The 20,704-nt window shown below is 63.4% G+C and carries 19 protein-coding genes; 15 read left to right on the forward strand and 4 right to left on the reverse strand.

What is annotated here, in order from left to right; genetic code table 11:
* Positions 1 to 723 carry a haloacid dehalogenase type II gene (locus LB536_RS14175; RefSeq protein ID WP_224593417.1) on the forward strand — a complete coding sequence of 241 codons (723 nt, stop codon included), beginning with the start codon at positions 1 to 3 and terminating at the stop codon, positions 721 to 723.
* A 55-nt stretch (positions 724 to 778) separates the two neighbouring features.
* Here LB536_RS14175 and LB536_RS14180 read toward each other — a convergent pair whose 3' ends face one another.
* Positions 779 to 2,788 (reverse strand): ABC transporter ATP-binding protein/permease, encoded by a 2,010-nt coding sequence (locus LB536_RS14180; protein ID WP_224593537.1) that lies wholly within the window; start codon positions 2,786 to 2,788, stop codon positions 779 to 781.
* A 174-nt stretch (positions 2,789 to 2,962) separates the two neighbouring features.
* Between LB536_RS14180 and LB536_RS14185 the strand changes: the two genes are divergently transcribed.
* The 6 genes from LB536_RS14185 (at position 2,963) to LB536_RS14210 (ending at position 10,331) form a co-directional block, all read left to right on the forward strand.
* On the forward strand, positions 2,963 to 3,841 hold the full coding sequence (locus LB536_RS14185) for a hypothetical protein (RefSeq protein WP_224593419.1): 879 nt from the start codon (positions 2,963 to 2,965) through the stop codon (positions 3,839 to 3,841).
* A 354-nt stretch (positions 3,842 to 4,195) separates the two neighbouring features.
* Positions 4,196 to 6,082 (forward strand): molecular chaperone HtpG, encoded by a 1,887-nt coding sequence (gene htpG / locus LB536_RS14190; RefSeq protein ID WP_224593423.1) that lies wholly within the window; start codon positions 4,196 to 4,198, stop codon positions 6,080 to 6,082.
* A 219-nt stretch (positions 6,083 to 6,301) separates the two neighbouring features.
* Positions 6,302 to 7,180 (forward strand): ABC transporter permease, encoded by an 879-nt coding sequence (locus LB536_RS14195; RefSeq protein ID WP_140759686.1) that lies wholly within the window; start codon positions 6,302 to 6,304, stop codon positions 7,178 to 7,180.
* A 13-nt stretch (positions 7,181 to 7,193) separates the two neighbouring features.
* Positions 7,194 to 8,036 carry an ABC transporter permease gene (locus tag LB536_RS14200; protein ID WP_224593426.1) on the forward strand — a complete coding sequence of 281 codons (843 nt, stop codon included), beginning with the start codon at positions 7,194 to 7,196 and terminating at the stop codon, positions 8,034 to 8,036.
* Positions 8,033 to 9,175 (forward strand): ABC transporter substrate-binding protein, encoded by a 1,143-nt coding sequence (locus tag LB536_RS14205; protein WP_140809971.1) that lies wholly within the window; start codon positions 8,033 to 8,035, stop codon positions 9,173 to 9,175. Before LB536_RS14200 ends, LB536_RS14205 begins: the two co-directional genes overlap by 4 nt.
* Positions 9,168 to 10,331 carry an ABC transporter ATP-binding protein gene (locus LB536_RS14210; RefSeq protein ID WP_224593430.1) on the forward strand — a complete coding sequence of 388 codons (1,164 nt, stop codon included), beginning with the start codon at positions 9,168 to 9,170 and terminating at the stop codon, positions 10,329 to 10,331. The genes LB536_RS14205 and LB536_RS14210 overlap by 8 nt, the downstream gene beginning before the upstream one ends.
* 19 nt (positions 10,332 to 10,350) lie before the next feature.
* Here LB536_RS14210 and LB536_RS14215 read toward each other — a convergent pair whose 3' ends face one another.
* A complete protein-coding gene (locus LB536_RS14215; RefSeq protein ID WP_224593446.1) occupies positions 10,351 to 11,331 on the reverse strand; it encodes a GlxA family transcriptional regulator in 981 nt (326 codons plus the stop codon).
* A gap of 166 nt (positions 11,332 to 11,497) precedes the next feature.
* Between LB536_RS14215 and LB536_RS14220 the strand changes: the two genes are divergently transcribed.
* A complete protein-coding gene (locus LB536_RS14220; RefSeq protein ID WP_224593449.1) occupies positions 11,498 to 11,956 on the forward strand; it encodes a hypothetical protein in 459 nt (152 codons plus the stop codon).
* Between the two features lie 163 nt (positions 11,957 to 12,119).
* Positions 12,120 to 12,830, forward strand: coding sequence for a hypothetical protein (locus LB536_RS14225; protein WP_224593452.1), 711 nt, complete (start codon positions 12,120 to 12,122; stop codon positions 12,828 to 12,830).
* Between the two features lie 25 nt (positions 12,831 to 12,855).
* Here the strand turns inward: LB536_RS14225 and LB536_RS14230 are convergent, their stop codons facing one another.
* Positions 12,856 to 13,221, reverse strand: a complete 366-nt coding sequence (locus LB536_RS14230; protein ID WP_140759703.1) for a hypothetical protein — start codon at positions 13,219 to 13,221, stop codon at positions 12,856 to 12,858.
* 246 nt (positions 13,222 to 13,467) lie between these two features.
* On the opposite strand from LB536_RS14230, the gene LB536_RS14235 reads away from it, so the two are divergent.
* The 4 genes from LB536_RS14235 (at position 13,468) to LB536_RS14250 (ending at position 17,845) form a co-directional block, all read left to right on the forward strand.
* The gene (locus tag LB536_RS14235) at positions 13,468 to 14,223 is read left to right on the forward strand and encodes a gluconate 2-dehydrogenase subunit 3 family protein (RefSeq protein ID WP_224593455.1); all 756 of its coding nucleotides are present in this window, start codon (positions 13,468 to 13,470) and stop codon (positions 14,221 to 14,223) included.
* A gap of 5 nt (positions 14,224 to 14,228) precedes the next feature.
* Complete coding sequence (locus LB536_RS14240; RefSeq protein ID WP_224593458.1) at positions 14,229 to 15,995, forward strand: GMC family oxidoreductase; 1,767 nt, start codon at positions 14,229 to 14,231, stop codon at positions 15,993 to 15,995.
* Positions 15,992 to 17,245 (forward strand): c-type cytochrome, encoded by a 1,254-nt coding sequence (locus LB536_RS14245; protein WP_224593460.1) that lies wholly within the window; start codon positions 15,992 to 15,994, stop codon positions 17,243 to 17,245. Before LB536_RS14240 ends, LB536_RS14245 begins: the two co-directional genes overlap by 4 nt.
* A 159-nt stretch (positions 17,246 to 17,404) precedes the next feature.
* Positions 17,405 to 17,845 (forward strand): hypothetical protein, encoded by a 441-nt coding sequence (locus LB536_RS14250; protein WP_224593462.1) that lies wholly within the window; start codon positions 17,405 to 17,407, stop codon positions 17,843 to 17,845.
* A gap of 68 nt (positions 17,846 to 17,913) precedes the next feature.
* Here the strand turns inward: LB536_RS14250 and LB536_RS14255 are convergent, their stop codons facing one another.
* The gene (locus LB536_RS14255; RefSeq protein ID WP_224593465.1) at positions 17,914 to 19,536 is read right to left on the reverse strand and encodes an ABC-F family ATP-binding cassette domain-containing protein; all 1,623 of its coding nucleotides are present in this window, start codon (positions 19,534 to 19,536) and stop codon (positions 17,914 to 17,916) included.
* Between the two features lie 274 nt (positions 19,537 to 19,810).
* On the opposite strand from LB536_RS14255, the gene LB536_RS14260 reads away from it, so the two are divergent.
* On the forward strand, positions 19,811 to 20,125 hold the full coding sequence (locus LB536_RS14260) for an EthD family reductase (protein ID WP_140759718.1): 315 nt from the start codon (positions 19,811 to 19,813) through the stop codon (positions 20,123 to 20,125).
* A gap of 147 nt (positions 20,126 to 20,272) precedes the next feature.
* Positions 20,273 to 20,560: a hypothetical protein gene (locus tag LB536_RS14265; protein ID WP_224593541.1), complete on the forward strand. Its 288-nt coding sequence runs from the start codon at positions 20,273 to 20,275 to the stop codon at positions 20,558 to 20,560.
* The last annotated feature ends 144 nt before the right edge of the window (positions 20,561 to 20,704 follow it).

Genomic DNA, 20,704 nt, shown 5'->3' on the forward strand with positions numbered 1-20,704 from the left:
ATGAAGCTGACTGATTTCAAGGCCCTCACCTTCGACTGCTACGGCACCCTCATAGATTGGGAATCCGGCATGATCGACGCGCTGAAGCCGCTGACCGGGCGGGTTGGCCGCGGCCTGAGCCGCGACGATATCCTGCAGGCGCATGCAAGGCATGAATCCAGCCAGCAGAACTGGACGCCCCAAAAACGCTATTGCGACCTTCTGGCCGTCGTCTACAAGCGGCTCGCCGAGGAATGGGGCGTCGTGGCCACGCCGGAGGAATGCATCGCCTATGGCCAAAGCGTGAAGGACTGGCCGGCCTTTGCCGACACCGCAGCCGCCCTGCAATACCTCAAGCAGCACTACAGGCTGGTCATTCTCTCCAACGTCGACAATACGAGCTTCTCCTTCAGCAACAGGAAACTCGGCGTCGATTTCGATGCGATCTACACGGCGGAGGACATCGGCTCCTACAAGCCGTCGCCTCGGAATTTCGACTATATGCTCGAAAAGCTGGCGACGCTCGGGATTGGCGACAAGCAAGTCCTGCACACGGCCGAAAGCCTGTTCCACGATCACACCGTCGCCAACCGGCTGGGCCTCGCATCATGCTGGATCCACCGCCGGCACGCCGATCAGGGTTTTGGCGCCACGATGCATCCCGGCGACATGCCGAAAGTGAACTTCCGCTTCGACAGCATGGCCGACCTCGCGAAGGCACATAGGGAGGAATTGCGCGCCTGACGGAAGAGCCGCCGGGCCATCCCTCGCGCTGAAATCAGAACTCACCGGACGGCCGTCAAGTCTTCTTACGGGCGGCGCCGCGCTTTTCCGCCCGCCCACCGGAACCCCACAAGGCGCGGCTGAGCAAGCCCCTGCGCCTGCGCGGGACAAGATCGATATCGCTGACGAGCTTGGCGCCGCCCCTGCGCCGCTCGAGCGTGATCTTGCGGCTGTGGAACGCCTCCAGCTCGGCCCGGTGCGCCACGCTCAAGATGGTCACATTGGGCAGTTCTTGGATGATGGTCTCCATCATCCTGTCCTGGCTCTTCTCGTCGAGTGCCGCCGTTGCCTCATCCAGCACGACGATATCGGGCGCGTGCAGGAGGAGCCGCGCGAAGGCCAGCCGCTGCTTCTCGCCGCCCGACAGGGTCTGGTCCCATGGCGCCTCTTCGTCGATCCGGTCGCCGAGATAACCGAGCCCCACCTTGTCGAGGGCGGCCCTGATCTGTGGAACCGTCCAGTCATCGGCGGCGCCGGGATAGGCGGCCGCCCGGCGCAGCGTGCCCGAGGGAATGTAGGGACGCTGCGGCAGCATGAACAAGCGCTTGCCGGGGTGGAAATCGACGCTGCCGCCGCCCCACGGCCACAGCCCCGCTATCGCCCGCACCAGCGTGCTCTTGCCCGTACCGGACTCGCCGGCCACCAGCAGCCGCTCGCCAGGTTGGATCACGACCTCGGTTTCCTTGACCACGGCGGTGCCGTCATCGAGTGACACGGAGAGATCGTTCAGGCTGAGCATCGTATCGTCCTTGGTCTCGCCATGACTGATGCGTCCGAGCGCGTCGCTTTCTTCCGCGCGCTCGAGCCCGTCGAGCGACATCATCAGCGAGGCGATGCGCCGTGCCGAGGCGTTCCAGTCGGCGAGACGCGGGTAGTTGTCGACCAGCCATCCGAACGCGCCCTGCACTATGGCAAAGGCCGATGCCGCCTGCATGACCTGCCCAAGCGACATCGAGCCATCGAGGAATTTTGGCGCGCTCAAAAGTACCGGCACCACGGGCGCGAACAGGCTCGACCCCTGGGAGACCAGCGCCGTGCGCATGTGCTGGCCAGCAAGCATCGCCCACCGCTTCAGCACGCCGGCGAAGGTCCTGTCGATGCCGCTGCGCTCCTCCTCCTCGCCGCCGAGCAAGGCAATGCTCTCGCCGTTTTCGCGCACGCGCGTCAGCGTGTAGCGAAATTCCGCTTCCACCTGGTTCTTCTGTTCGGAGAGTTCGACGAAATGCCGGCCGATGACCACCATCGAGGTGGAAGTGATGGCGGCATAGATGACCGCGGTGATGACGAGGAAGCCTGGAATGGTGATATTCGCCCCGCCGATCGGCAGCGTCAGCGCGCCGCCGATCGTCCACAGCACGACGATGAAGGTCGAGGCCGCCAGGAAGGCGTTGAGGACGCCGGAGACGAAATCCACGGGCGATTCGGTGGCGATCCGCAGATCCTCGGATATACGGGCCTCCGGGTTCTGGTGATCGCCGCGGACGAGATTGAGCTGGTAGTAGCGGCCGTTGGTGAGCCAGCGGCCGATGACCGATGTGGTGAGCCAGGAGCGCCAGCGACGCTGGATCGTCATGCGCAGATAGACCTGCGCGACGACGAGGCTGACGCTTCCAAGCACCAGCGGCACGAACACGGCGCTCAGGAAATAGACGGTCGGCGCATTGCGCTGTTCGATGGCGTCGAAGATCGCGCGGTTCCAGACATTGATGCCGTATTGGAAGCCGACATTGACGCAGATCAGGATCAGGAGCCCGATCGTGCACGGCCAGGCGAGCTTGTCGCCGCGCCGGCTCCAGTAGCCGCGCGCGCTGATCCAGAAACGCTTCAGCAGGTATTTCTTGCGCGCCTGCTCGGCCTGTTCGGGGCTCAGCTGCGGATCGGGTTCCGCCGCCGCTGGCGGCGGCGGCGCCTCGCCCACGACTTCGGATGCGACCTCGACATCGGGTGCCTTCCGCCGGTGGGGCTTCCTGGCACCGTTTGGCTTGGCGCCGCCGGCCGGCTTCGGTTTGGGTTTGATGTCTGCCACAACGGCCATAACGGCGTGGAAATCGGAAGGTTTCATCGTCCTTCTTCATATGACGGCGTCCGGCCGTGCGAAGGCTGTCCTGGTGCCCCGATATCTGCCACGCCTCGCCAGGCCTCACCGCCGCACAATCGCCACCAAGCCACGCGAAGAGCTTGTAAAAACGGAGGTTCCGCGATGCGTCTGGTCTGGACTTTGGTGTTCGCGCTGGCGAGCGGTGCGGCCTATGCGGCTTCGCCGGAGGACGACTACATCGCCGCGCGCGACAAGGCGATATCGGCCATCGCCGCGATGGAAAGCGCGAACGCCCCTGTCGAAACGCTCGATGCGGCCAATGAGAAGGCCCGCGCCGATCTCGAACAGCGCCTTTCCGCGCTTCTCGGGCCTTTCACGGTCCAGGGTTTTCCGGCGGCCGGCACGATCAACATCGAAAGCCTCAGTTCCTCCGATGTCGGCTTCGGCATGCTGGACGGGCTGCGACACGGCACCGAGGACGGCCCCAGCATCGTGGTATCGACGCGCGGGCTGGTCGAGCGCTGGCTGCGGTCACGCGCCGCCGAGACCGACGCCGATCTCAAACTGCCCACCGACTTCGACGCGGCGCTGAAACTCGATGCCTTCTACACCCAGGCCATCGGCAGCGATGCCGCGTTCACCGGCACGCTCGACTTTACCCTGAGGAAGCCGGACGGCGCCGACATGGCGATCGCCCGCCTCGGCGGCTGGGCACAGGATGTCGGGCCGAACTACGACCAGGAGGTCGTCGTCACGGTCGTCAAGGGCAACAGCGTCATGATCGCCGAGGCGCCCGCGACCGTCCCGAAAATCGCGGCCTGCGACGCGGTCTGGACCGCCGCCGATGCCGCCGCCCAGAAATTGATCAAGCAAACCACCGGCGACAGCGACGAGAATACATCCGATGCCGCCGACGCCGCCTGGGCAAAGGGCGACAGCGACTTCCGCGCCTGCATGGGCAAGAACCTGCCCGACAACCCCGTCTTCCCCGCACTGCTCGCCCAGGCACAGACGCTTGCCGACCACATGGCGGGGAAGTAGGGCGCGGAAGCTGCCAATCTCCCCCCTCGTGGGGGAGATGCCCGGCAGGGCAGAGGGGGGCGCGAAGGATCTCGGCTTACCAAAAAACCTGGGAGCAGCACGGGGTCGGCTGAGATGTCGGCGGGACAGCGCCCCTCTCTGGCCTGCCGGCCATCTCCCCCACAAGTGGGGAGATTGGAAACTTCGGCGCCGACGCCGATTCTTGCCCCCCTTGTCACCCCCGCACCCCATTACGATATTGTCGGCGCGCTGGCCTTGCTGAACGCCGTTGCCAGCACGGTTGAAAATGGTTGAAAGGAAGTCCCGGACGCGCCATGGCGCGACGGGCGGATGAACAGCGTGGGAAACTCGGCAATGACGACAGACACAAAAGCGACGGAAACCAAGGCATTCGAGGCGGATGTTTCGCGGCTGCTGCATATGATGGTGCACTCGGTCTATTCCGATAAGGACGTCTTCCTGCGCGAATTGATCTCCAACGCCGCCGACGCCTGCGAGAAGCTGCGCTTCGAGGCAGTCAGTCGTCCGGAGTTGCTGGTCGACGATCCCAAGCCGCGAATCTCGATATCGGCCGATCCCGACAGCAAGCTGATCACCGTCGAGGACAACGGCATCGGCATGAGCCGCGACGACATGACGGAGGCCCTGGGCACGATCGCGCGCTCGGGCACGCGCGCCTTCATCGAGCGCGTCGGGTCCGGCACCGAAGACACGCAGCTCATCGGCCAGTTCGGCGTCGGCTTCTACTCCGCCTTCATGGTGGCAACCCGCGTCGACGTGATCAGCCGCCTGGCGGGAAGCGACGAAGCCTGGCGCTGGTCGTCGGATGGCAAGGGTTCCTACGAGATCGCGCCCGCCCCGCTCGAAGCCGCACCCAAACGCGGCACCCGCGTCGTGCTGCATCTCATGGACGACGCCGTGTCCTACACCGGATCCTACCGGCTCGAGCAACTGGCCAAGTCGCAGTCGGGCCATGTGCCGGTGCCGATCACGCTCATCGAGAAGCCCGGCGCCGAAGCGCGCGACATTGCCGACGGCACAGCCCTTTGGATCAGGCCGAAGAGCGAGATCAAGCCCGAGGAATACACGGATTTCTACCGCAGTGTCGCCGGCCAGTATGACGAGCCGGCCGCCACGATCCATTTCCGCGCCGAGGGCCGGCAGGAATACAGCGTGCTCGCCTTCGTGCCAAGCTCGCGTCCCTTCGATCTCTTCGACCAGGACCGCAAGGGCCGCATCAAGCTCTATGTGCGCCGCGTCTTCATCACCGACGATGCCGATCTGTTGCCGCGTTACCTGCGCTTCATGCGCGGGCTGGTCGATTCCGCCGACCTGCCGCTCAACGTCTCGCGCGAGATGATCCAGGAAAGCCCGCTGCTGGCCGCGATCCGCAAGGGCCTGACCAACCGCGTGCTCGGCGATCTCTCAAAGCTCGCGGAGAACGAGGCCGAGACCTATGCCAAAATCTGGGAAAATTTCGGCGTCGTCCTCAAGGAAGGGCTCTACGAGGATCATGAACGCCGCGAGCAGTTGCTGAAGCTTGCCCGCTTCCGTTCGACCGCCTCGGGCGAAAATTGGCGCGGCCTTGCCGACTATGTCTCGGCGATGAAGGAAGGCCAGAAGGCGATCTTCTTCATGGCCGGCGACGACCGCGCGCGGCTCGAAGCCTCGCCGCAGCTCGAAGGTTTTCGGGCACGCGGCATAGAGGTGCTGCTGCTCACCGACCCCGTCGACAGTTTCTGGACGTCGATGGCGCCGGAATTCGACGGCAAGCCGTTCAAGTCGGTTACGCAAGGGGTGGCCGAACTCTCCGAGATTCCCTTGCTCGATGATGCGAAGAAGCCGGACACGGCGGCGACGCCCGAAGTCGATGGCTTCCTGGCTTTCGTCAAGGCGGCGCTTGGCGACGCCGTGTCAGACGTCAAGCCTTCCGACCGCCTGACCGAAAGCGCGGTCTGCCTGGTCGCGCCCGAACATGGTCCCGACCGCCAGTTCGAGCGGCTGCTCAACGCCGCCGGCCGCCTCGACAAGACGGCCAAACCGATCCTCGAAATCAACCCCCGCCACGAGCGCGTGCTCGCGCTCGCCGGCCTCGGCGACGACGAGAAGGCCTTCAAGGACGATGCCGCCCACCTTCTCTACGACGAGGCGCGCGTGCTCGACGGCGACAAGCCCGCGGATGCCAGGGCGTTTTCCGAGCGCCTTGCCCGGCTGATCGCGCGGGGTATCTCGAAGGGCTGAGGAGCGCCGGCCAGCCCTCGTCGACAGGTTTGTCGATCGGGTCACGAGGCGGCGCTACGCAGCGACGCCGCCTTCAAGAATTCGACGTCTGTCGCAGCCGGCGACGAGCTGAAGTCCACTGGCTCAATCGCCTGGTGTAGACATCGCGCCTGCAATCACCCAATCTTGGCCTCGGGAACAAAACAGCGCTTCAAAGAAAGCGCGGACGTCCGGGTGCTCATGAAACGACGATGGACATTGTATGATCCACGGCTGGCCTGGATGCTCGTCGCGCCGGTGCTCCTGCTGCTGATTTTCTTCCTGGTGCTGCCGATCGCCGTGATGGGCGCCTACACCTTTTTCACCTTCGTCACCGCCGGCGTGGAAACGAGCGCGCTGACGACGGCGAACTGGCACGAATTCCTCACCGACAGCTATTATCACGGCTTCCTCCTGAAGACGTTGAGGGTCGGGGCCATGACGGCGCTGCTCTGCGGAGTGCTCGGCTATTTCCCCGCCTATTTCATCTGGGCCACGACCTTCAAGCACAAATGGCTGCTGCTGCTTTTGCTGATCGTGCCGTTCTGGATCAGCTTCACCATCCGCACCTTTTCCTGGATCAACATCCTGGGCGAACAGGGCGTCATCAACGTCGCGCTGCTCAAAATGGGCATCATCCATGAGCCCTTGCAGATGCTCTACAATGAAGGCGCGGTCATCCTGGGCATGCTGCACTTCCTGCTGCCCTACATGATCCTCAACGTCTATGTCAGCCTGGAAAGCATTGATCGCACGTTGATTTCGGCGGCTCGCTCAATGGGCTGCACGAGCGCGCAGGCGTTCCGCGAGGTCACGCTGCCCCTGTCGCTGCCCGGCCTGGCGGCGGGCCTGCTGCTCTGCTTCGTGCTGGCAGCCGGCAGCTATGTGACGCCGCAGCTCCTCGGTTCGGGCCGCGACGCGCTGTTCGGCAACCTGATCTACGACACCATCATGGGTGAGCTGAACTGGCCGATGGGCGCCACGCTTTCGATCGTGCTGTTCGTCGTGCTCGGCTTCTTCGCCGCCGTCTACACACGCTACATGGGCATGTCTCAGATCGTCAAGGGGCTGGGCGGATGACGGGGCTTGGAGGATGAGAGGAACGCGGCGCAAGCAGGAAGGCAGATGGGCCTGGCGGCTGACCGGCGTCGTCACGGTCTGCGTCTACATCTTCATGTTCGCGCCGATCGTGGCGACGGTCATCCTGTCGTTCAACGCCTCGATGTTCGGCGGCTTCCCGATGACCGGCTTCAGCCTGCAATGGTACGGCAAGCTGATGGCCAACGAGGCGGTGCTGGCCGCCTTCCGCACCTCCTTGTGGATCGCGTTGGTCACGGCGATCGTCACCACCGCCATCGGCGTCACCACGGCGTTTGCCTTGGTCCGCTTCGAATTTCGCGGCAAGCAGGCGCTGAGCACGCTGGTCATCCTGCCGGCACTGGTGCCCGAAACCATCCTGGGCGTCGGCCTGCTGGTGTTGATCAAGGCCGTCGATCAGCCGCGAACCATGCTGCTCCTGGTGCTCGGCCATATCCTGCTTGCCGTGCCCTATGTGGTGCTGATCGCCCAGGCGCGCATGATCGGCATCCGGCGCGTCTATGAGGAGGCGGCACTATCGCTTGGCGCGTCGCGCTTTTCATCCTTCCGCGAGATCACGCTGCCGCTGCTCATCCCGGCCGTGGTGGGCGGCGCCCTGCTCGCCTTCACCATCTCCTTCGACAACACCTCGGCCAGCCTGTTCTGGCGGCCGGCCGGCGTCGAAACCATGCCCACCCAGATCCTTTCCATGCTCAAGATCTCGATCAGCCCGGAAATCAACGCGCTCGGCACCGTGATGATCCTGGTGACCGTCGGCATCCCGCTCATCGGAGGCCTGATCCTGCAAAGCCTGACAAAACTGAGAAGACGTGGCGAACCAAAGGAGGAAACACAATGAAAATCACCACCACCAAGCGGCTGGAACGGCTGCACGATCGATATGCCAATGGCGACCTGAGCCGCCGCACTTTCCTGACGCTGACCGCGGCCGCGGCGGCATCGGCGGGCCTTTCCATGCCGTGGATGGGCCGGGCGCTCGCCGCGGTCCAGGAGGTTCGCTTCGACGGCTGGGGCGGCACGGTGCAGGACGCGATCGACAAGTTCGCCTTCCAGCCCTACACGGCCAAGACCAAGATCAAGGTGGTCCAGGGCACGTTCGGCGACGAGGACGAGATCATCACCAAGATCAAGACCGCCAAGCCCGGCGACTACCAGGTCATCCATTCTTCCGGCGTCAACTACTACATCAAATATGTGAATGGCGGCCTGACCTCGGAGATCAACGAGGCCAACATTCCAAATATGGCCAATGTGCTGCAGCCGATGATCGAGCCGTTCCGCAAGCTGACGCCAAAGCTTTCGGCCGTGCCCTACGACTACGGAACGACGGGCATCGCCTACAACACCAAGGTGATCTCGCCGGAGGAAGCCAAGGAAAAGGGCGCCGGGCTCCTGCTCGACAAGAAATATGCCGGCAAGGTCGGCGGCTATTCCGACATGACGACGCGCGTCTGGTACGCGGCGCTCGCCACCGGGCAGGACCCCAACAACCTCAAGGACATGGACGCCATCTGGGCCAAGGTGCGCGAGACGCGCGACCTCGCCAAGAAGTTCTGGAGCTCCGGCGCGGAACTGATGGACCTGCTTTCCAAGGGCGAGATCGTGGTGACCGACGCGTGGTCGGGCCGCGTCGCCGCGCTGCAGGACCAGGGCCATCCGATCGGCTATCTCGATCCGGCCGGCTCCTATGCCTGGATGGAGGATATGCTGATCCTGAAGGGCTCGCCCATGGCCGAGTGCGAAGAGCTGATCAACTTCATGCTTGACCCGGCGACCTCGATCGCGGTGGCCGAGGGCCAGAGCTATCCCCCGTCGCTCGACCCGAACAAGGTCAAGCTGACCGAGAAGATCGAGAAGCTGCCGGCATTCGACAAGACCGGCACCATGAAGTCGCTGACCTTCGCCGATCCGACCTACTGGGCGACCAACGAGGACGCCTGGACCAAGCAGTGGAACAGGATCTCCAAAGGTGCCTGAAAGCCAAGGCACGACACTCCATCCCCGGCCTGTCCTGGCCGGGGTAGCCGGCGCGAGCGCGGCCGCCGAGGCAAACAGCCCGGCGGTCGAGTTCCGCGACATCGACATCGCCTATGGCAAGTTCGTCGCGGTGCGCGATTTCTCGCTCTCGATCCGCAAGGGCAGCTTCGTCACCCTGCTCGGGCCCTCGGGCTGCGGCAAGACCACGATCCTGCGCTCCATCGCCGGCCTGGTCGATATTTCGGGCGGCCAGATCATGATCGACGGGCGGCGTGTCGACGACGTCCCGATCTACAAGCGCAACATCGGGCTGGTCTTTCAGAGCTACGCGCTGTTCCCGCACAAGAACGTGTTCGACAACGTCGCCTTCGGCCTGAAGTACCGCAACGTGCCGAAGCCCGAGATCGCGCGCAAGGTCGGCAAGGCGCTCGAAATGGTGCGGCTGCCGGGCAGCGAGAAGAAGCTGCCGTCGCAACTGTCGGGCGGGCAGCAGCAGCGCATCGCGCTTGCCCGCGCCATCGTCTTCGAGCCGCAGGTGCTGCTGCTGGACGAACCGCTATCGGCGCTGGACGCCAACATGCGCGAGGAGATGCGCGTCGAGATCAAGAAGATCCAGAAGGAAACCGGCATCACCGCCATCTTCGTCACGCACGACCAGGAAGAAGCGCTCTCCATGTCGGATCGCATCGTGGTGATGAACGCGGGCGCCGTGGAGCAGATCGGTACTCCGGAGGAGGTCTATGAGACGCCGGCCACGGCCTTCGTCGCCGACTTCCTTGGCAAGGCCAACATGCTTGCCGGGACCGTGAGCAGGTCCGGCCAAGGGACGGCAGCGGTGGTGCTTGGCACCGGTCAGACGATCAACGTGACCTGTCCAAGGCCGCTCGGCGACGGCAGCAAGGTCACTGTCGTGGTGCGGCCGCAGAAATTTTCGGTCGGTGCCGGAGCGAGCGCCAACCGGCTCACTGGCCGCGTCGTCTCGGCCTCGTATCTGGGCGGCAGCGCAATCTACGAGATCGACATCGGCGGCAAGACCAACCTCCGCGCCAACGCGCCGATCACCGGCCGCGTCCTTCGCGAAGGCGAAACGGCCGACCTCGGATTCGATGCCGAGGGCTGCGTTCTGCTCGACGAGGGCGGGCAGCGGATTTCATAGGCGCCGCACGTAGCGGACTTCATAGCCTCGCCGCGCCGCCTGGCATGCGGTTTGGATGCCTGAGATGGGTCGGCGTGATGCCGATCTGCTGGCGGAACACGCGGCTGAAATGACCGGCATTGGTAAAGCCGCAGCGGTAGGCGATTTCGCCGATCTGCAGGTCGCTGCCTTCGAGCAGCGACTTCGCATGATGCACTCGTAACGCGAGATACGCCGCCATCGGGCCGATGCCGAGTTCCAACCCGAAGAGCCGTTCGAGCTGGCGCCGCGAGCAGTTCAGGCGGCTCGCGATCTCGGCGACCGACAGTGTCTCCTGGAGGTTGCTCTCCATCAACAGCAAAGCGCGCTTCACCGCCCGGCTCGACGCCTCCGGAAACAGGTCGCCAACGGGCTGCACGTCCCTGCTGCTTCTGATGCGGTCGAGCACCAGGATCTTGGCGGCCTTTTCCGCCGCCTTCTGGCCGATGAACTGGGACACGAAATGGCCCGCGAGGTCGGCGGCACCCGTGCCGCCCGCGCATGTCGAGCGGCCCCGGTCGACGGAAAACAGGCTGTCGGCGTGAGCGTTGACCTCCGGGAACCGGCTGCGGAAGTCCTTGATGTGGAACCAGCTGACGGCGGCGCTGTAGCCGTCGAGCAGGCCGTAGCGCGCCAGCACGAAGCTTCCCGTGCAGAGCGCCGTCAGCGGCACCCCCTTCCCAGCTGCCCGCAACAGGAAGGCCTCCTTTTCGGAACTCAGGCTGCGGTTGGTGTCGAGCAGGCCGCCGACCACGACGACATTGTCGAAATCCTCGGGATTGCCGATGCCCCCGGTCGGCAGCAATTCGACGCCGCAACTTGCCCGGATCGGCAGACCGCGTTCGCCGACGATCTGCCAGTCGAACTCTATCCTGCGGCTGCGGTCGCCCTCATCGCCCGCCAGCCGCAGCGTGTCGATGAACAGCGACAGCGGCGACAGGGTGAAGTCGCGAACGAGGAGAAACGCAAATCGCCTGGCCATTGTTGTTCGGAACCGCCTTCTAGCTAATTCAGCCAGCACAATATGCTGGAACACCGGACGATGTGTTTGCCAAAAGCGGCACCGGACTCGCTAAGGCTGGGTAGCGCCATCTGGACACCAAAGCCTAGGATGTCGCATCCTCTTCTTGGGACAAGGGGAGACTGCAATGGCCAGCAAAGTCAGGGCTATCCCAGCTTACACCGCCAAGGATTATCCTCATATCCGCCAGCTTCCCGGAGCCGATGATATGCCGGCGACTTGGGAAGAGTGGCATGCGGCTTTCGAAGCTGCCAAGACGGAGAGGCTCCGCCGGCGCGAATTTACCCACGCCAAAGTCCTCATCAGACCTGGAAAATTCAAAGGGTGGCTTGATGACAACTCACTTTCGGCTTTGGAGCATACGAGACAGCTCTACGCTCAGGAGCTCCTGGATACGAAACTGGCGAGACGGGAAGCGGACCGCGAGATGGAGCGAATGTTAATCGTTTCACAACGACAATTGCTATTCTATCGGCCGCGACGCGTAGCGTACCACGACCCCGTCACCAAAAGCTCATTCGGTCTGATCCATGCGGTCATAGCCGGCTTATATCTCGCCTGGATGGCACATCATTGGCTTGGTTGAACCCGCGTGCGATCTCTCATAAAGCGCGGGCTAAGTTTGCAGATTTCAAACTGATGCACTACCCCCGCCTGCGCATGCCTGGGGAACTGTTGATCCTGATTTCGGTTGTCTGTCGTGCGAACGATCGTTCCACGGCAGGCACCTAATGAGCGCAAAAAGAGACATGAGCCCTGCACACAAGAAGCGCGGCTCCTTTCGGAAGATCCTGAGCGGCATCGCGGCGAAAATTGCCACCGCCCCCGATCGCAGGGCCGAGCAAGGCACGGGCACCGCATCAATGGTCGCCGAATGGCCGCTGCCACCATCCGCGACGCTTGGCTCCTCCTTGCGCCTGAAGGGGATCGAACGCGAAGTTCGAGCCAAGCTGCCGTGGACGGTGCGGAAATTTGCCAAGGCCGAGACGGGCCGCATTGTCTTGCGCATGGTGCAGACCGACGCGGATGCGTTCGAGGCCGCCTCGGCAACGATCTCCAGAACGCTGGAGGGGATCGAAGCCCTGCCCGTGCTTCCGCGAGAGGCGGAGGACATTCTCGCCATCTCCTCGCGCGAGCGTCACAAATGGCTCAGGGATGGTCGCCTGAAAAGCATCGGCACGCGCACCGTGAAGATGCGCGGGCGATCCAAGGCCGTGACCTTCCACGTCTTCGATCCACGTCACATCGAGGACATTCTCGACCGTGACCTGGCGACCGCCTGGCGGGAGGAGGATGCGCTGGAAGCGTCCGAGAACAGACGGCGCGGGGCCGGCAAGGCCGCACTGACGCGAGCTGGAAAGCGGACGGGCAAGGCGCGCAAGACCAGAAATTCGGGAAAGGACGATGCACCAAAGCTCGAAGGTTGGGACACGTTCGAGGCAGAGGGATTGCTACGTTAGAAGCAAATCCGTGGCGGTTTTCAGGTTATGGATATTTCGCCTTGTCTGGGCCGGCGGGGCTCAAATCGCCCTGTAACTCCTTCGGCAGGGGAAGGCTCGAACATTGCAGGTGCACGTTGCGGGCGAGCAGCTTTCGTTGCTTCTGCTCGTGCTCCTTGGTGGCCGCTATGATCCCCAACCCGTAGGGGCCAAGTGCGACGAATTCCCAACCTGGGTGCTGTTTTTCGCGGACCGCGTAGTCCGAAGCCCTCGCCCGGGCTTGCTGGCATTGCGGCGTCGCCCATTTCTGGTCCTGCTGCGAAAGCGAGGCTCCATAGTCGACCGGAGAGGTCGCGCATCCAGCCATCGTCGCGGCCAATGCCGACAATGCAAGCCCCGTCACAATTCTCATCCCAAACCCCTTGCCAACCACCGTAGAAAGTACACGGGCGCCTCCATCCCACAACGAGACCGCCGCGACCAGAGAGCCGGCTCGTTTCGTTGCGGTCTTCCCGCCGCCGGCTGAGAGAGAACGGGCGAAGGTTTCTCAGAACGCCGTTTCCTCGCCGCTCAATTCGTTCGGCAAGGTAAATTGGCCCTGCCAGGGAACAATCCATCATTTCGAAGGTTGGAGCGTCATATCCGATGGACGCTTCCCATGCCCGCGAACACTTTCAGTCGCCGCCAGATCCTGACAGTTGGAGCCTCGGCGGCGGCATCGGTGACGCTCGGCGCGAATACGGCCGCTGCACGGGAAATCAAAGGCGGCGTCGACGACCCCTGGCTGCCGCATCAGGCCGATGCGCCCGTGCCGCTCGAAAACCCTGGGTTTGCCTTCTTCACGCCCGCCGAGGCCGCGTTCGTGGAGTCGGCGACTGAAAGACTGATCCCTGAGGACGACCTCGGTCCCGGCGCCAAGGCGTGCGGGGTGGCACTTTTCATAGACCATCAGCTTGCCGGCGCGTATGGCCGCGCGGGCAATTGGTACATGCAGGGCCCGTGGGCAAAGGGCGAGAAAACGCAGGGCTTTCAGTCGCGAATGACGCCCGCCGATCTCTATCGCGCGGCTATCAAGGCGATCGACGAACATACGATGTCGGCGCAGGGGGGCAAGCTGTTCGCGGACCTCCCGGTTGAAGCGCAAGATGCGATGCTTTCGGACCTCGAGGGTGGCAAGGTCGATCTCGGCGGGGCAGACGCCAGGACCTTCTTCCAGATGCTTTGGCAAAACACCAAGGAAGGGATGTTTTCGGACCCGATCTATGGCGGCAACAAGGACATGGCTGGCTGGAAGATGCTGGGCTTCCCGGGCGCGCGCTACAACTACCTGGATTGGGTTGATCGGCACGGTGAACGCTATGACCAGCCGCCAGTCGGCATTCGCGGCAGGCCGGCGTGGAACGGCGCGGGATAACAGGCATGGCGCAAAGGCTTCCCGGCGTCGACGTGCTGCTGGTCGGGTTCGGCTGGACCGGGGCGATCATGGCGCAGGAGCTTACCGCCGCCGGCCACGACGTGCTGGCGATCGAGCGCGGCAGCTGGCGCGAGACCAGTACCGATTTCGCGCCGTCCTTCATCCAGGATGAATTGCGCTATCGTTACCATGGACACCTGTTCGAGCAGACCGCGCAGGAGACACTCACCTTCCGCAACACGCCAGACCAGACGGCCTTGCCGATGCGACGCCTCGGTTCGTTCCTGCCGGGTACCGGCGTCGGTGGCTCGATCCTGCACTGGAACGGCCAGGCGTTCCGTTTCCTGCCTTACGATTTCGAAATCCGCCGCCAGACTGCCGCTCGTTACGGGGAGGCGATGATCCCTCCGGATATGACGCTTCAGGACTGGGGCGTCACCTATGACGAACTGGAGCCTCACTACACGCGTTGGGAAGAGCTGTGCGGCATCTCGGGCCAGACGGGCAATCTGAAGGGGCAGAAACAGGCCGGAGGCAATCCTTTCGAAGGCCCGCGCTCCAAGCCGTACCCGACACCCCCGATGAAGCAGACTTATGGCCCCATGTTGTTCGGCGAAGCGGCCGCATCGTTGAAACTGCACCCGTTTCCATGCCCTTCGGGCAACATGTCACAAGCCTATACGAATCCGCTGGGCGTCAGCATGGCGCCCTGCACCTATTGCGGCTTCTGCGAGAAATTCGGCTGCGGGAACTATTCCAAGGCGAGCGCCCAGACGACCATCCTGCCGGTGCTCATGCAGAGGAAGAACTTCACCCTGCGGACAGAGTGCGAGGTGACGCGGATCAACCTCGACGGTTCCGGCGCGCATGCCACTGGCGTGACCTATGTCGACGCCCATGGCAACGAATTCGAGCAGCCGGCCGAGCTCGTCATCGTCTGCGCCTACATCCTGCACAACGTGCACCTTTTGATGGCCTCGGGCATCGGCACCAGATACGATCCGGCGACCGGGCAAGGAACGCTTGGCAAGAACTACTGCTACCAGCTCACCCCTTCCGTCGACGTTTTCTTCGACGACAAGCTCCTCAATCCCTTCGTCGGCGCCGGCGCTCTGGGCATGATCGTCGACGACTGGAACGGCGACAATTTCGACCATGCCGGCCTCGGCTTCATCCACGGCGGCTACATTGGCGGCTATATGACCACCGGCAGGCCGATCGAGACGGAGCTGCTGCCGGAAGGCACGCCGAAATGGGGTGCCAAATGGAAGCAGGCGTTCGTGAAGAACTACCTGACCTCTATGTCGTTGTCCCTGATGGGGTCGGTAATGCCCAACAAGGCCAACTATCTCGACCTCGACCCGACCTATCGCGACGTCTACGGGCGCCCGCTGATGCGCATGACCTACGATTTCAAGCAGAACGAGTTGAAGCTGCAGGATTTCGCCATGGGCAAGATGGTGGACATCGCAAACGCTATGAAACCACGCGAAATCAAGAAATCGCCACGCGGCCCGCACTACGACATCACGCCTTATCAGTCCACGCATAATACGGGCGGGGCGATCATGGGCGTCAACCGGCGGGAAAGCGTGGTCAACCGCTATCTCCAGCACTGGGACGTGCCGAACCTCTTCGTCGTCGGCGCCAGCGCCTTCCCTCATAACAGCGGCTATAATCCGACCGGCACGGTGAGCGCGCTTGCCCTATGGGCGGCAACGGCAATCCGCGACCAATATCTCAAGCATCCCGGCCCATTGGTCCAGTCATGAGGCAGCGCGCGCTCCTCACCCTTGCCGCCAGCGGCGCTCTGATCGGCGCGGGAATGCTGGTGTTCGGTCCGCTCGCGCATGGCCAGATCGGCGATTTCTCCAGACAGGAGCGCGGCCGCGAGCTCGTCGCCGCAGGCGATTGCGTGGCCTGCCACACGGCGCCCGACGGCAAACCCTTCGCCGGCAACAGGCCGATCGGAACGCCTTTCGGCACGATCTACTCAGCCAACATAACCCCCGACGCGGAGACCGGCATCGGCGCCTGGAACGAAGAGCAGTTCTACCGCGCGATGCATGAAGGAGTTGCCTCCGACGGCAGGCGGCTCTACCCGGCTTTCCCCTACCCGTGGTTCACCAAGGCGACGCGCGGAGACGTCGATGACATTCGCACCTATCTGCGCACGCTGGAGCCGGTGCGCTCGACGCAGCGTCCCAATGAATTCACCTGGCCGTTGAACCACCGCATCGCAATGGCAGGATGGAACCGCTTGTTCTTCACTCCAGGCGAATTCAAGCCTGACAAGAACCAGTCGGCCGACTGGAACCGTGGCGCCTATCTGGTCGAAGGCCTTGGCCATTGCGGCGCATGTCACACGCCGAAGGACGTCTTCGGCGCCGACAAGACCTCGCAACGCTACCAAGGATCCGAGATACAGAACTGGTTCGCTCCGAACCTGACCGGCGACAAGCGCACCGGCCTCGGAACTTGGAGCGATCAGGATATTGTCGCCTTCCTGAAGGCCGGCCATAACAACCGCACCACCGCATACGGCCCGATGGCTGAGGTCGTGAAAGATTCCACCTCCAAAATGAGCGATGCGGATCTGAAGGCGATTGCGATCTACCTCAAGTCGCTGCCGGCTGCCCCCGCCGAGGAGCCGTCCGCTCCCCAAGGGACTGCGATGAGCGCGGGAAAGAGCATCTATGGCGACCAATGCTCAGCTTGCCACCAACTCGGAGGTGACGGCGTAAAGAACATGTTCCCCTCGCTGAAAGGCAGCGCTGCCGTACAGTCCCGCCAGCCGCTTTCGGTCGTGCGGCTCATCCTGAACGGCGGCCATCCCGCGTCCGGTCCGGCAATTCCGAACGCGCTGTCGATGCCGTCGTTCGGGTGGAAACTCTCGGACGATCAGGTCGCCGCGGTGGCGACTTACATCCGAAATGCCTGGGGAAATCAAGCCGAGCCAGTCTCCGCTGGGGACGTCAAGGCGCTGCGCGATTCAGTGCAGGCCGTAAACAGCGCCTACTAAGGCTGAACTATTGTGGGCAGCGGTTGTCCGGGTGTTCCGGCGAGAGCGCCGTGGTCAGATTTGGACCGCCGCTTGGAACCAATGATGGGCAAGACTGTTCAGTTGTAACTTGATGCCACGCTGACATTCTTGCCGACGGCCACCTTCAGGAGCTCCATCATGACTATTTCGTCCGGATTTCGTTCAATCGCCGTAGCCGTGATCGCCACAGCGGGCGTCAGCCTTGCCAGCGCCGCGCATGCCGACAGCGGCAAGATCCGCTTCTCCGTCTACAAGGCGGCGTTCTTTGTCGGCGGTTCCGGTGGCGAGGGCACGCTGACGTTCCATGGCCGCAGATATCCGATCTCGATCGGCGGCGTCTCGGGCGGCCTCGCCTTCGGCGTCTCCAAGACCTATTTCCAGGGCACCGTGCGCCACATCAGGCGCGCCCGAGACGTGACTGGCGTCTATGGCGCGGCCGGCGGCGGCGGCGCGCTCGGCAGAGGCGCCCAGGTGATCGTGATGACCAACGACAAGGGCGCCCAGCTCGAACTCACGGGCAGACAGGTGGGCCTGCAGGTCAACGCCGATCTCAGCGGCATGAGCATCTCGCTGAGGTAGGCCATCATTTCCAGAAGCGCGTCGCCATGATCACGCGACGCGCTTCGCGCATCCAACGAAAACTCGAATTAGCTCCGCAAGCCCGGCGCTTCCTGTCCCGTGCGCTCGACATATTCGGTGTAGCCGCCGCCATAGGTGTGGATGCCTTCGGGCGTCAATTCGAGCACGCGGTTCGACAGCGCGGCCAAAAAGTGCCGGTCGTGCGAGACGAACAGCATCGTGCCTTCATATTGCGACAGCGCCTCGATCAGCATCTGCTTGGTGGTGATGTCGAGGTGGTTGGTCGGCTCGTCCAGCACCAGAAGGTTGGGCGGGTCGAACAGCATCAGCGCCATCACCAGCCGCGCCTTCTCGCCGCCCGACAGCACCCGGCATTTCTTCTCGATCTCGTCGCCGGAAAAGCCGAAACAGCCGGCGAGCGCCCGAAGCGGCGCCTGGCCGGCCTGTGGGAAATTGTCCTCGAGCGTCTGGAACACGGTGCGCTCGCCTTCCAGCAGTTCCATGGCGTGCTGGGCGAAATAGCCCATTTTCACGCTCGGTCCCCGCGCCACCGTGCCGGTGTCGGGATCGGAGGCGCCGGCCACCAGCTTGAGGAGCGTCGACTTGCCCGCGCCGTTGACGCCCATGATGCACCAGCGCTCGCGGCGGCGGACCTGGAAGTCGAGCCCGTCATAAATGGTGCGGCTGCCATAGGCCTTGTGCACGTTCTTCAAGGTCACGACATCCTCGCCGCAGCGCGGTGCCGGCTGGAACTCGAAATTCACCACCTGGCGGCGCTTTGGCGGCTCGACGCGGTCGATCTTGTCGAGCTTCTTCACCCGGCTCTGCACCTGGGCTGCATGCGAGGCGCGCGCCTTGAAGCGCTCGATAAAGGCGATCTCCTTGGCCAGCATCGCCTGCTGGCGCTCGAACTGCGCCTGTTGCTGCTTGTCGGCGATCGCCCGCTGCTGCTGATAGAATTCATAGTTGCCGGAATAGGCGGTGAGCGATCCCGCATCGATCTCGACGATCTTGTTGACGATGCGGTTCATGAACTCGCGGTCGTGCGAGGTCATCAACAGCGCGCCGTCATAGCCCTTCAAGAACTGCTCGAGCCAGATCAGGCTTTCCAGGTCGAGATGGTTCGACGGTTCGTCGAGCAGCATGACATCGGGGCGCATCAGCAGGATGCGGGCCAGCGCCACGCGCATCTTCCAGCCGCCCGACAGCTTGCCGACATCGCCGTCCATCATCTCCTGGCTGAAGCCGAGACCGTCCAGCACTTCGCGCGCACGTCCGTCCAGCGCATAGCCGTCGAGTTCCTCGAAGCGGTGCTGCGCCTCGCCATATTGTTCGATGATCTCGTCCATCCGGTCGGCCTGGTCTGGATCGGCCATGGCAGCCTCGAGTTCGGCCATCTCGGCCGCCACGTCGCTCACCGGCCCGGCGCCGTTCATCACCTCGGCCACCGCGCTGTGGCCCGCCATATCGCCGACATCCTGACTGAAATAGCCGATGGTGACGCCGCGATCGACCTGCACCTGGCCCTCGTCCGGCTGTTCCTGGCCGGTGATCATACGAAACAAAGTCGTCTTGCCGGCGCCGTTCGGTCCGACGAGGCCAATCTTCTCGCCCTTCTGCAGCGAGGCCGACGCCTCGATGAAGACAAGCTGACGGCCGTTCTGCTTGCCGATGTTTTCAAGTCTGATCATGGGAATTCCAAGGGGTATCGATGCGGAATTGGGATTTGCCCGCGCCCTTACGCGAATGACGATGCCGGGGGAAGAGGCAGAAGCGCCGCAGATGCCTGACGGGGCGCGAGGCGCCGATCTCCTCAGCGGGGGAAATCGGCTGTCTGCATAGCCGCTCTCCCCTGCCCGCGCACATAAAAATCGACCGGCGGTCGAAATCCGCCAATGTCGAACGACTTCGGGTTGGCGGCCCGCACGGCCCGACCATCGACAACAACAGGACAGGACCACGGCAATGGCCAAGATGCTTGTGATTTACAAAACCCCGGCCGATCCGGCCGCGTTCGACCGGCACTATTTCGACGTTCATATACCGCTCGCCAAGAAGCTCCCCGGCCTGCGGCGCTACGATGTCAGCAGGCGGCCCATGATCAAGCTCTCGGCGGGCGAGATGCCGTATCTGGTCGGGACATTGTATTTCGACAGCCTCGATGACATCCGCGCCGCATTCGCCAGCGAAATCGGCGTTGCCTGTGCCGCCGACCGGCGGATATTGGCCCCGGGCGACGACGATCTGACGATGCTGCTGTTCGACGCCGACGAAGTGTGAACCCAGCCTCCAGACACACTCCAGAAACAAGATTCAACATCCGGGAAAAACTGGCGAAAAGATCGTCTGCGATAACGATCCCGTGGCGGCCGGACAGCGGCCGCCGGACAACGCCAAGGGATATCGCCTGCAATGCAACGGGGATGGATGGGTGCCGTGACAGGCATTTCGCTTGCCATGCTCGCGGTCGCACAGCCGGGCGCGGAGGCGGCTGTCACCCGCAGCGAATATTGCAGCCGGCTCGGTCTTCAACTCAACGGAGCCATCCGGACCAAGGCCGAACCCGGCGCCAGCGCGGGCCAGATCGCAGAGGTAACGGCGCTCCAGGACAAGGCGAACCGGTTCTGTGCCGCGAGCAAGCAGGCGCAAGGCATCCGGACCTACGCCAACGCTCTGAAGCTCCTCGGCGTGACACCGGTCGACCTCGACCAGTGACGGCAGCCCAAAAGGTCTGGCTATTGCGCTCGGTCCCGCCGTGTCAGTTGTCGGCGTAAGCACGATCGCAGCCATCGTGCGACCGACTGCATGAATTCGTTGCGCAGGAATCGGGTGTCGGCAGGCGTCGCGCCATGCGATCGT

This window comes from Mesorhizobium sp. ES1-3 (genome assembly GCF_020164795.1).
In the GTDB taxonomy this organism is placed as follows: domain Bacteria; phylum Pseudomonadota; class Alphaproteobacteria; order Rhizobiales; family Rhizobiaceae; genus Mesorhizobium.

Bases quoted from the DNA above. Each gene is read 5' to 3' on its own strand.
- LB536_RS14205 (WP_140809971.1), top strand. From the start codon at position 8,033: ATGAAAATCACCACCACCAAGCGGCTGGAACGGCTGCACGATCGATAT.
- LB536_RS14175 (WP_224593417.1), top strand. From the start codon at position 1: ATGAAGCTGACTGATTTCAAGGCCCTCACCTTCGACTGCTACGGCACC.
- htpG (WP_224593423.1), top strand. From the start codon at position 4,196: ATGACGACAGACACAAAAGCGACGGAAACCAAGGCATTCGAGGCGGAT.
- LB536_RS14195 (WP_140759686.1), top strand. From the start codon at position 6,302: ATGAAACGACGATGGACATTGTATGATCCACGGCTGGCCTGGATGCTC.
- LB536_RS14225 (WP_224593452.1), top strand. From the start codon at position 12,120: ATGAGCCCTGCACACAAGAAGCGCGGCTCCTTTCGGAAGATCCTGAGC.
- LB536_RS14185 (WP_224593419.1), top strand. From the start codon at position 2,963: ATGCGTCTGGTCTGGACTTTGGTGTTCGCGCTGGCGAGCGGTGCGGCC.
- LB536_RS14220 (WP_224593449.1), top strand. From the start codon at position 11,498: ATGGCCAGCAAAGTCAGGGCTATCCCAGCTTACACCGCCAAGGATTAT.
- LB536_RS14260 (WP_140759718.1), top strand. From the start codon at position 19,811: ATGGCCAAGATGCTTGTGATTTACAAAACCCCGGCCGATCCGGCCGCG.
- LB536_RS14235 (WP_224593455.1), top strand. From the start codon at position 13,468: ATGCCCGCGAACACTTTCAGTCGCCGCCAGATCCTGACAGTTGGAGCC.
- LB536_RS14250 (WP_224593462.1), top strand. From the start codon at position 17,405: ATGACTATTTCGTCCGGATTTCGTTCAATCGCCGTAGCCGTGATCGCC.
- LB536_RS14265 (WP_224593541.1), top strand. From the start codon at position 20,273: ATGGGTGCCGTGACAGGCATTTCGCTTGCCATGCTCGCGGTCGCACAG.
- LB536_RS14215 (WP_224593446.1), bottom strand. From the start codon at position 11,331: ATGGCCAGGCGATTTGCGTTTCTCCTCGTTCGCGACTTCACCCTGTCG.
- LB536_RS14245 (WP_224593460.1), top strand. From the start codon at position 15,992: ATGAGGCAGCGCGCGCTCCTCACCCTTGCCGCCAGCGGCGCTCTGATC.
- LB536_RS14255 (WP_224593465.1), bottom strand. From the start codon at position 19,536: ATGATCAGACTTGAAAACATCGGCAAGCAGAACGGCCGTCAGCTTGTC.
- LB536_RS14240 (WP_224593458.1), top strand. From the start codon at position 14,229: ATGGCGCAAAGGCTTCCCGGCGTCGACGTGCTGCTGGTCGGGTTCGGC.
- LB536_RS14230 (WP_140759703.1), bottom strand. From the start codon at position 13,221: ATGAGAATTGTGACGGGGCTTGCATTGTCGGCATTGGCCGCGACGATG.
- LB536_RS14200 (WP_224593426.1), top strand. From the start codon at position 7,194: ATGAGAGGAACGCGGCGCAAGCAGGAAGGCAGATGGGCCTGGCGGCTG.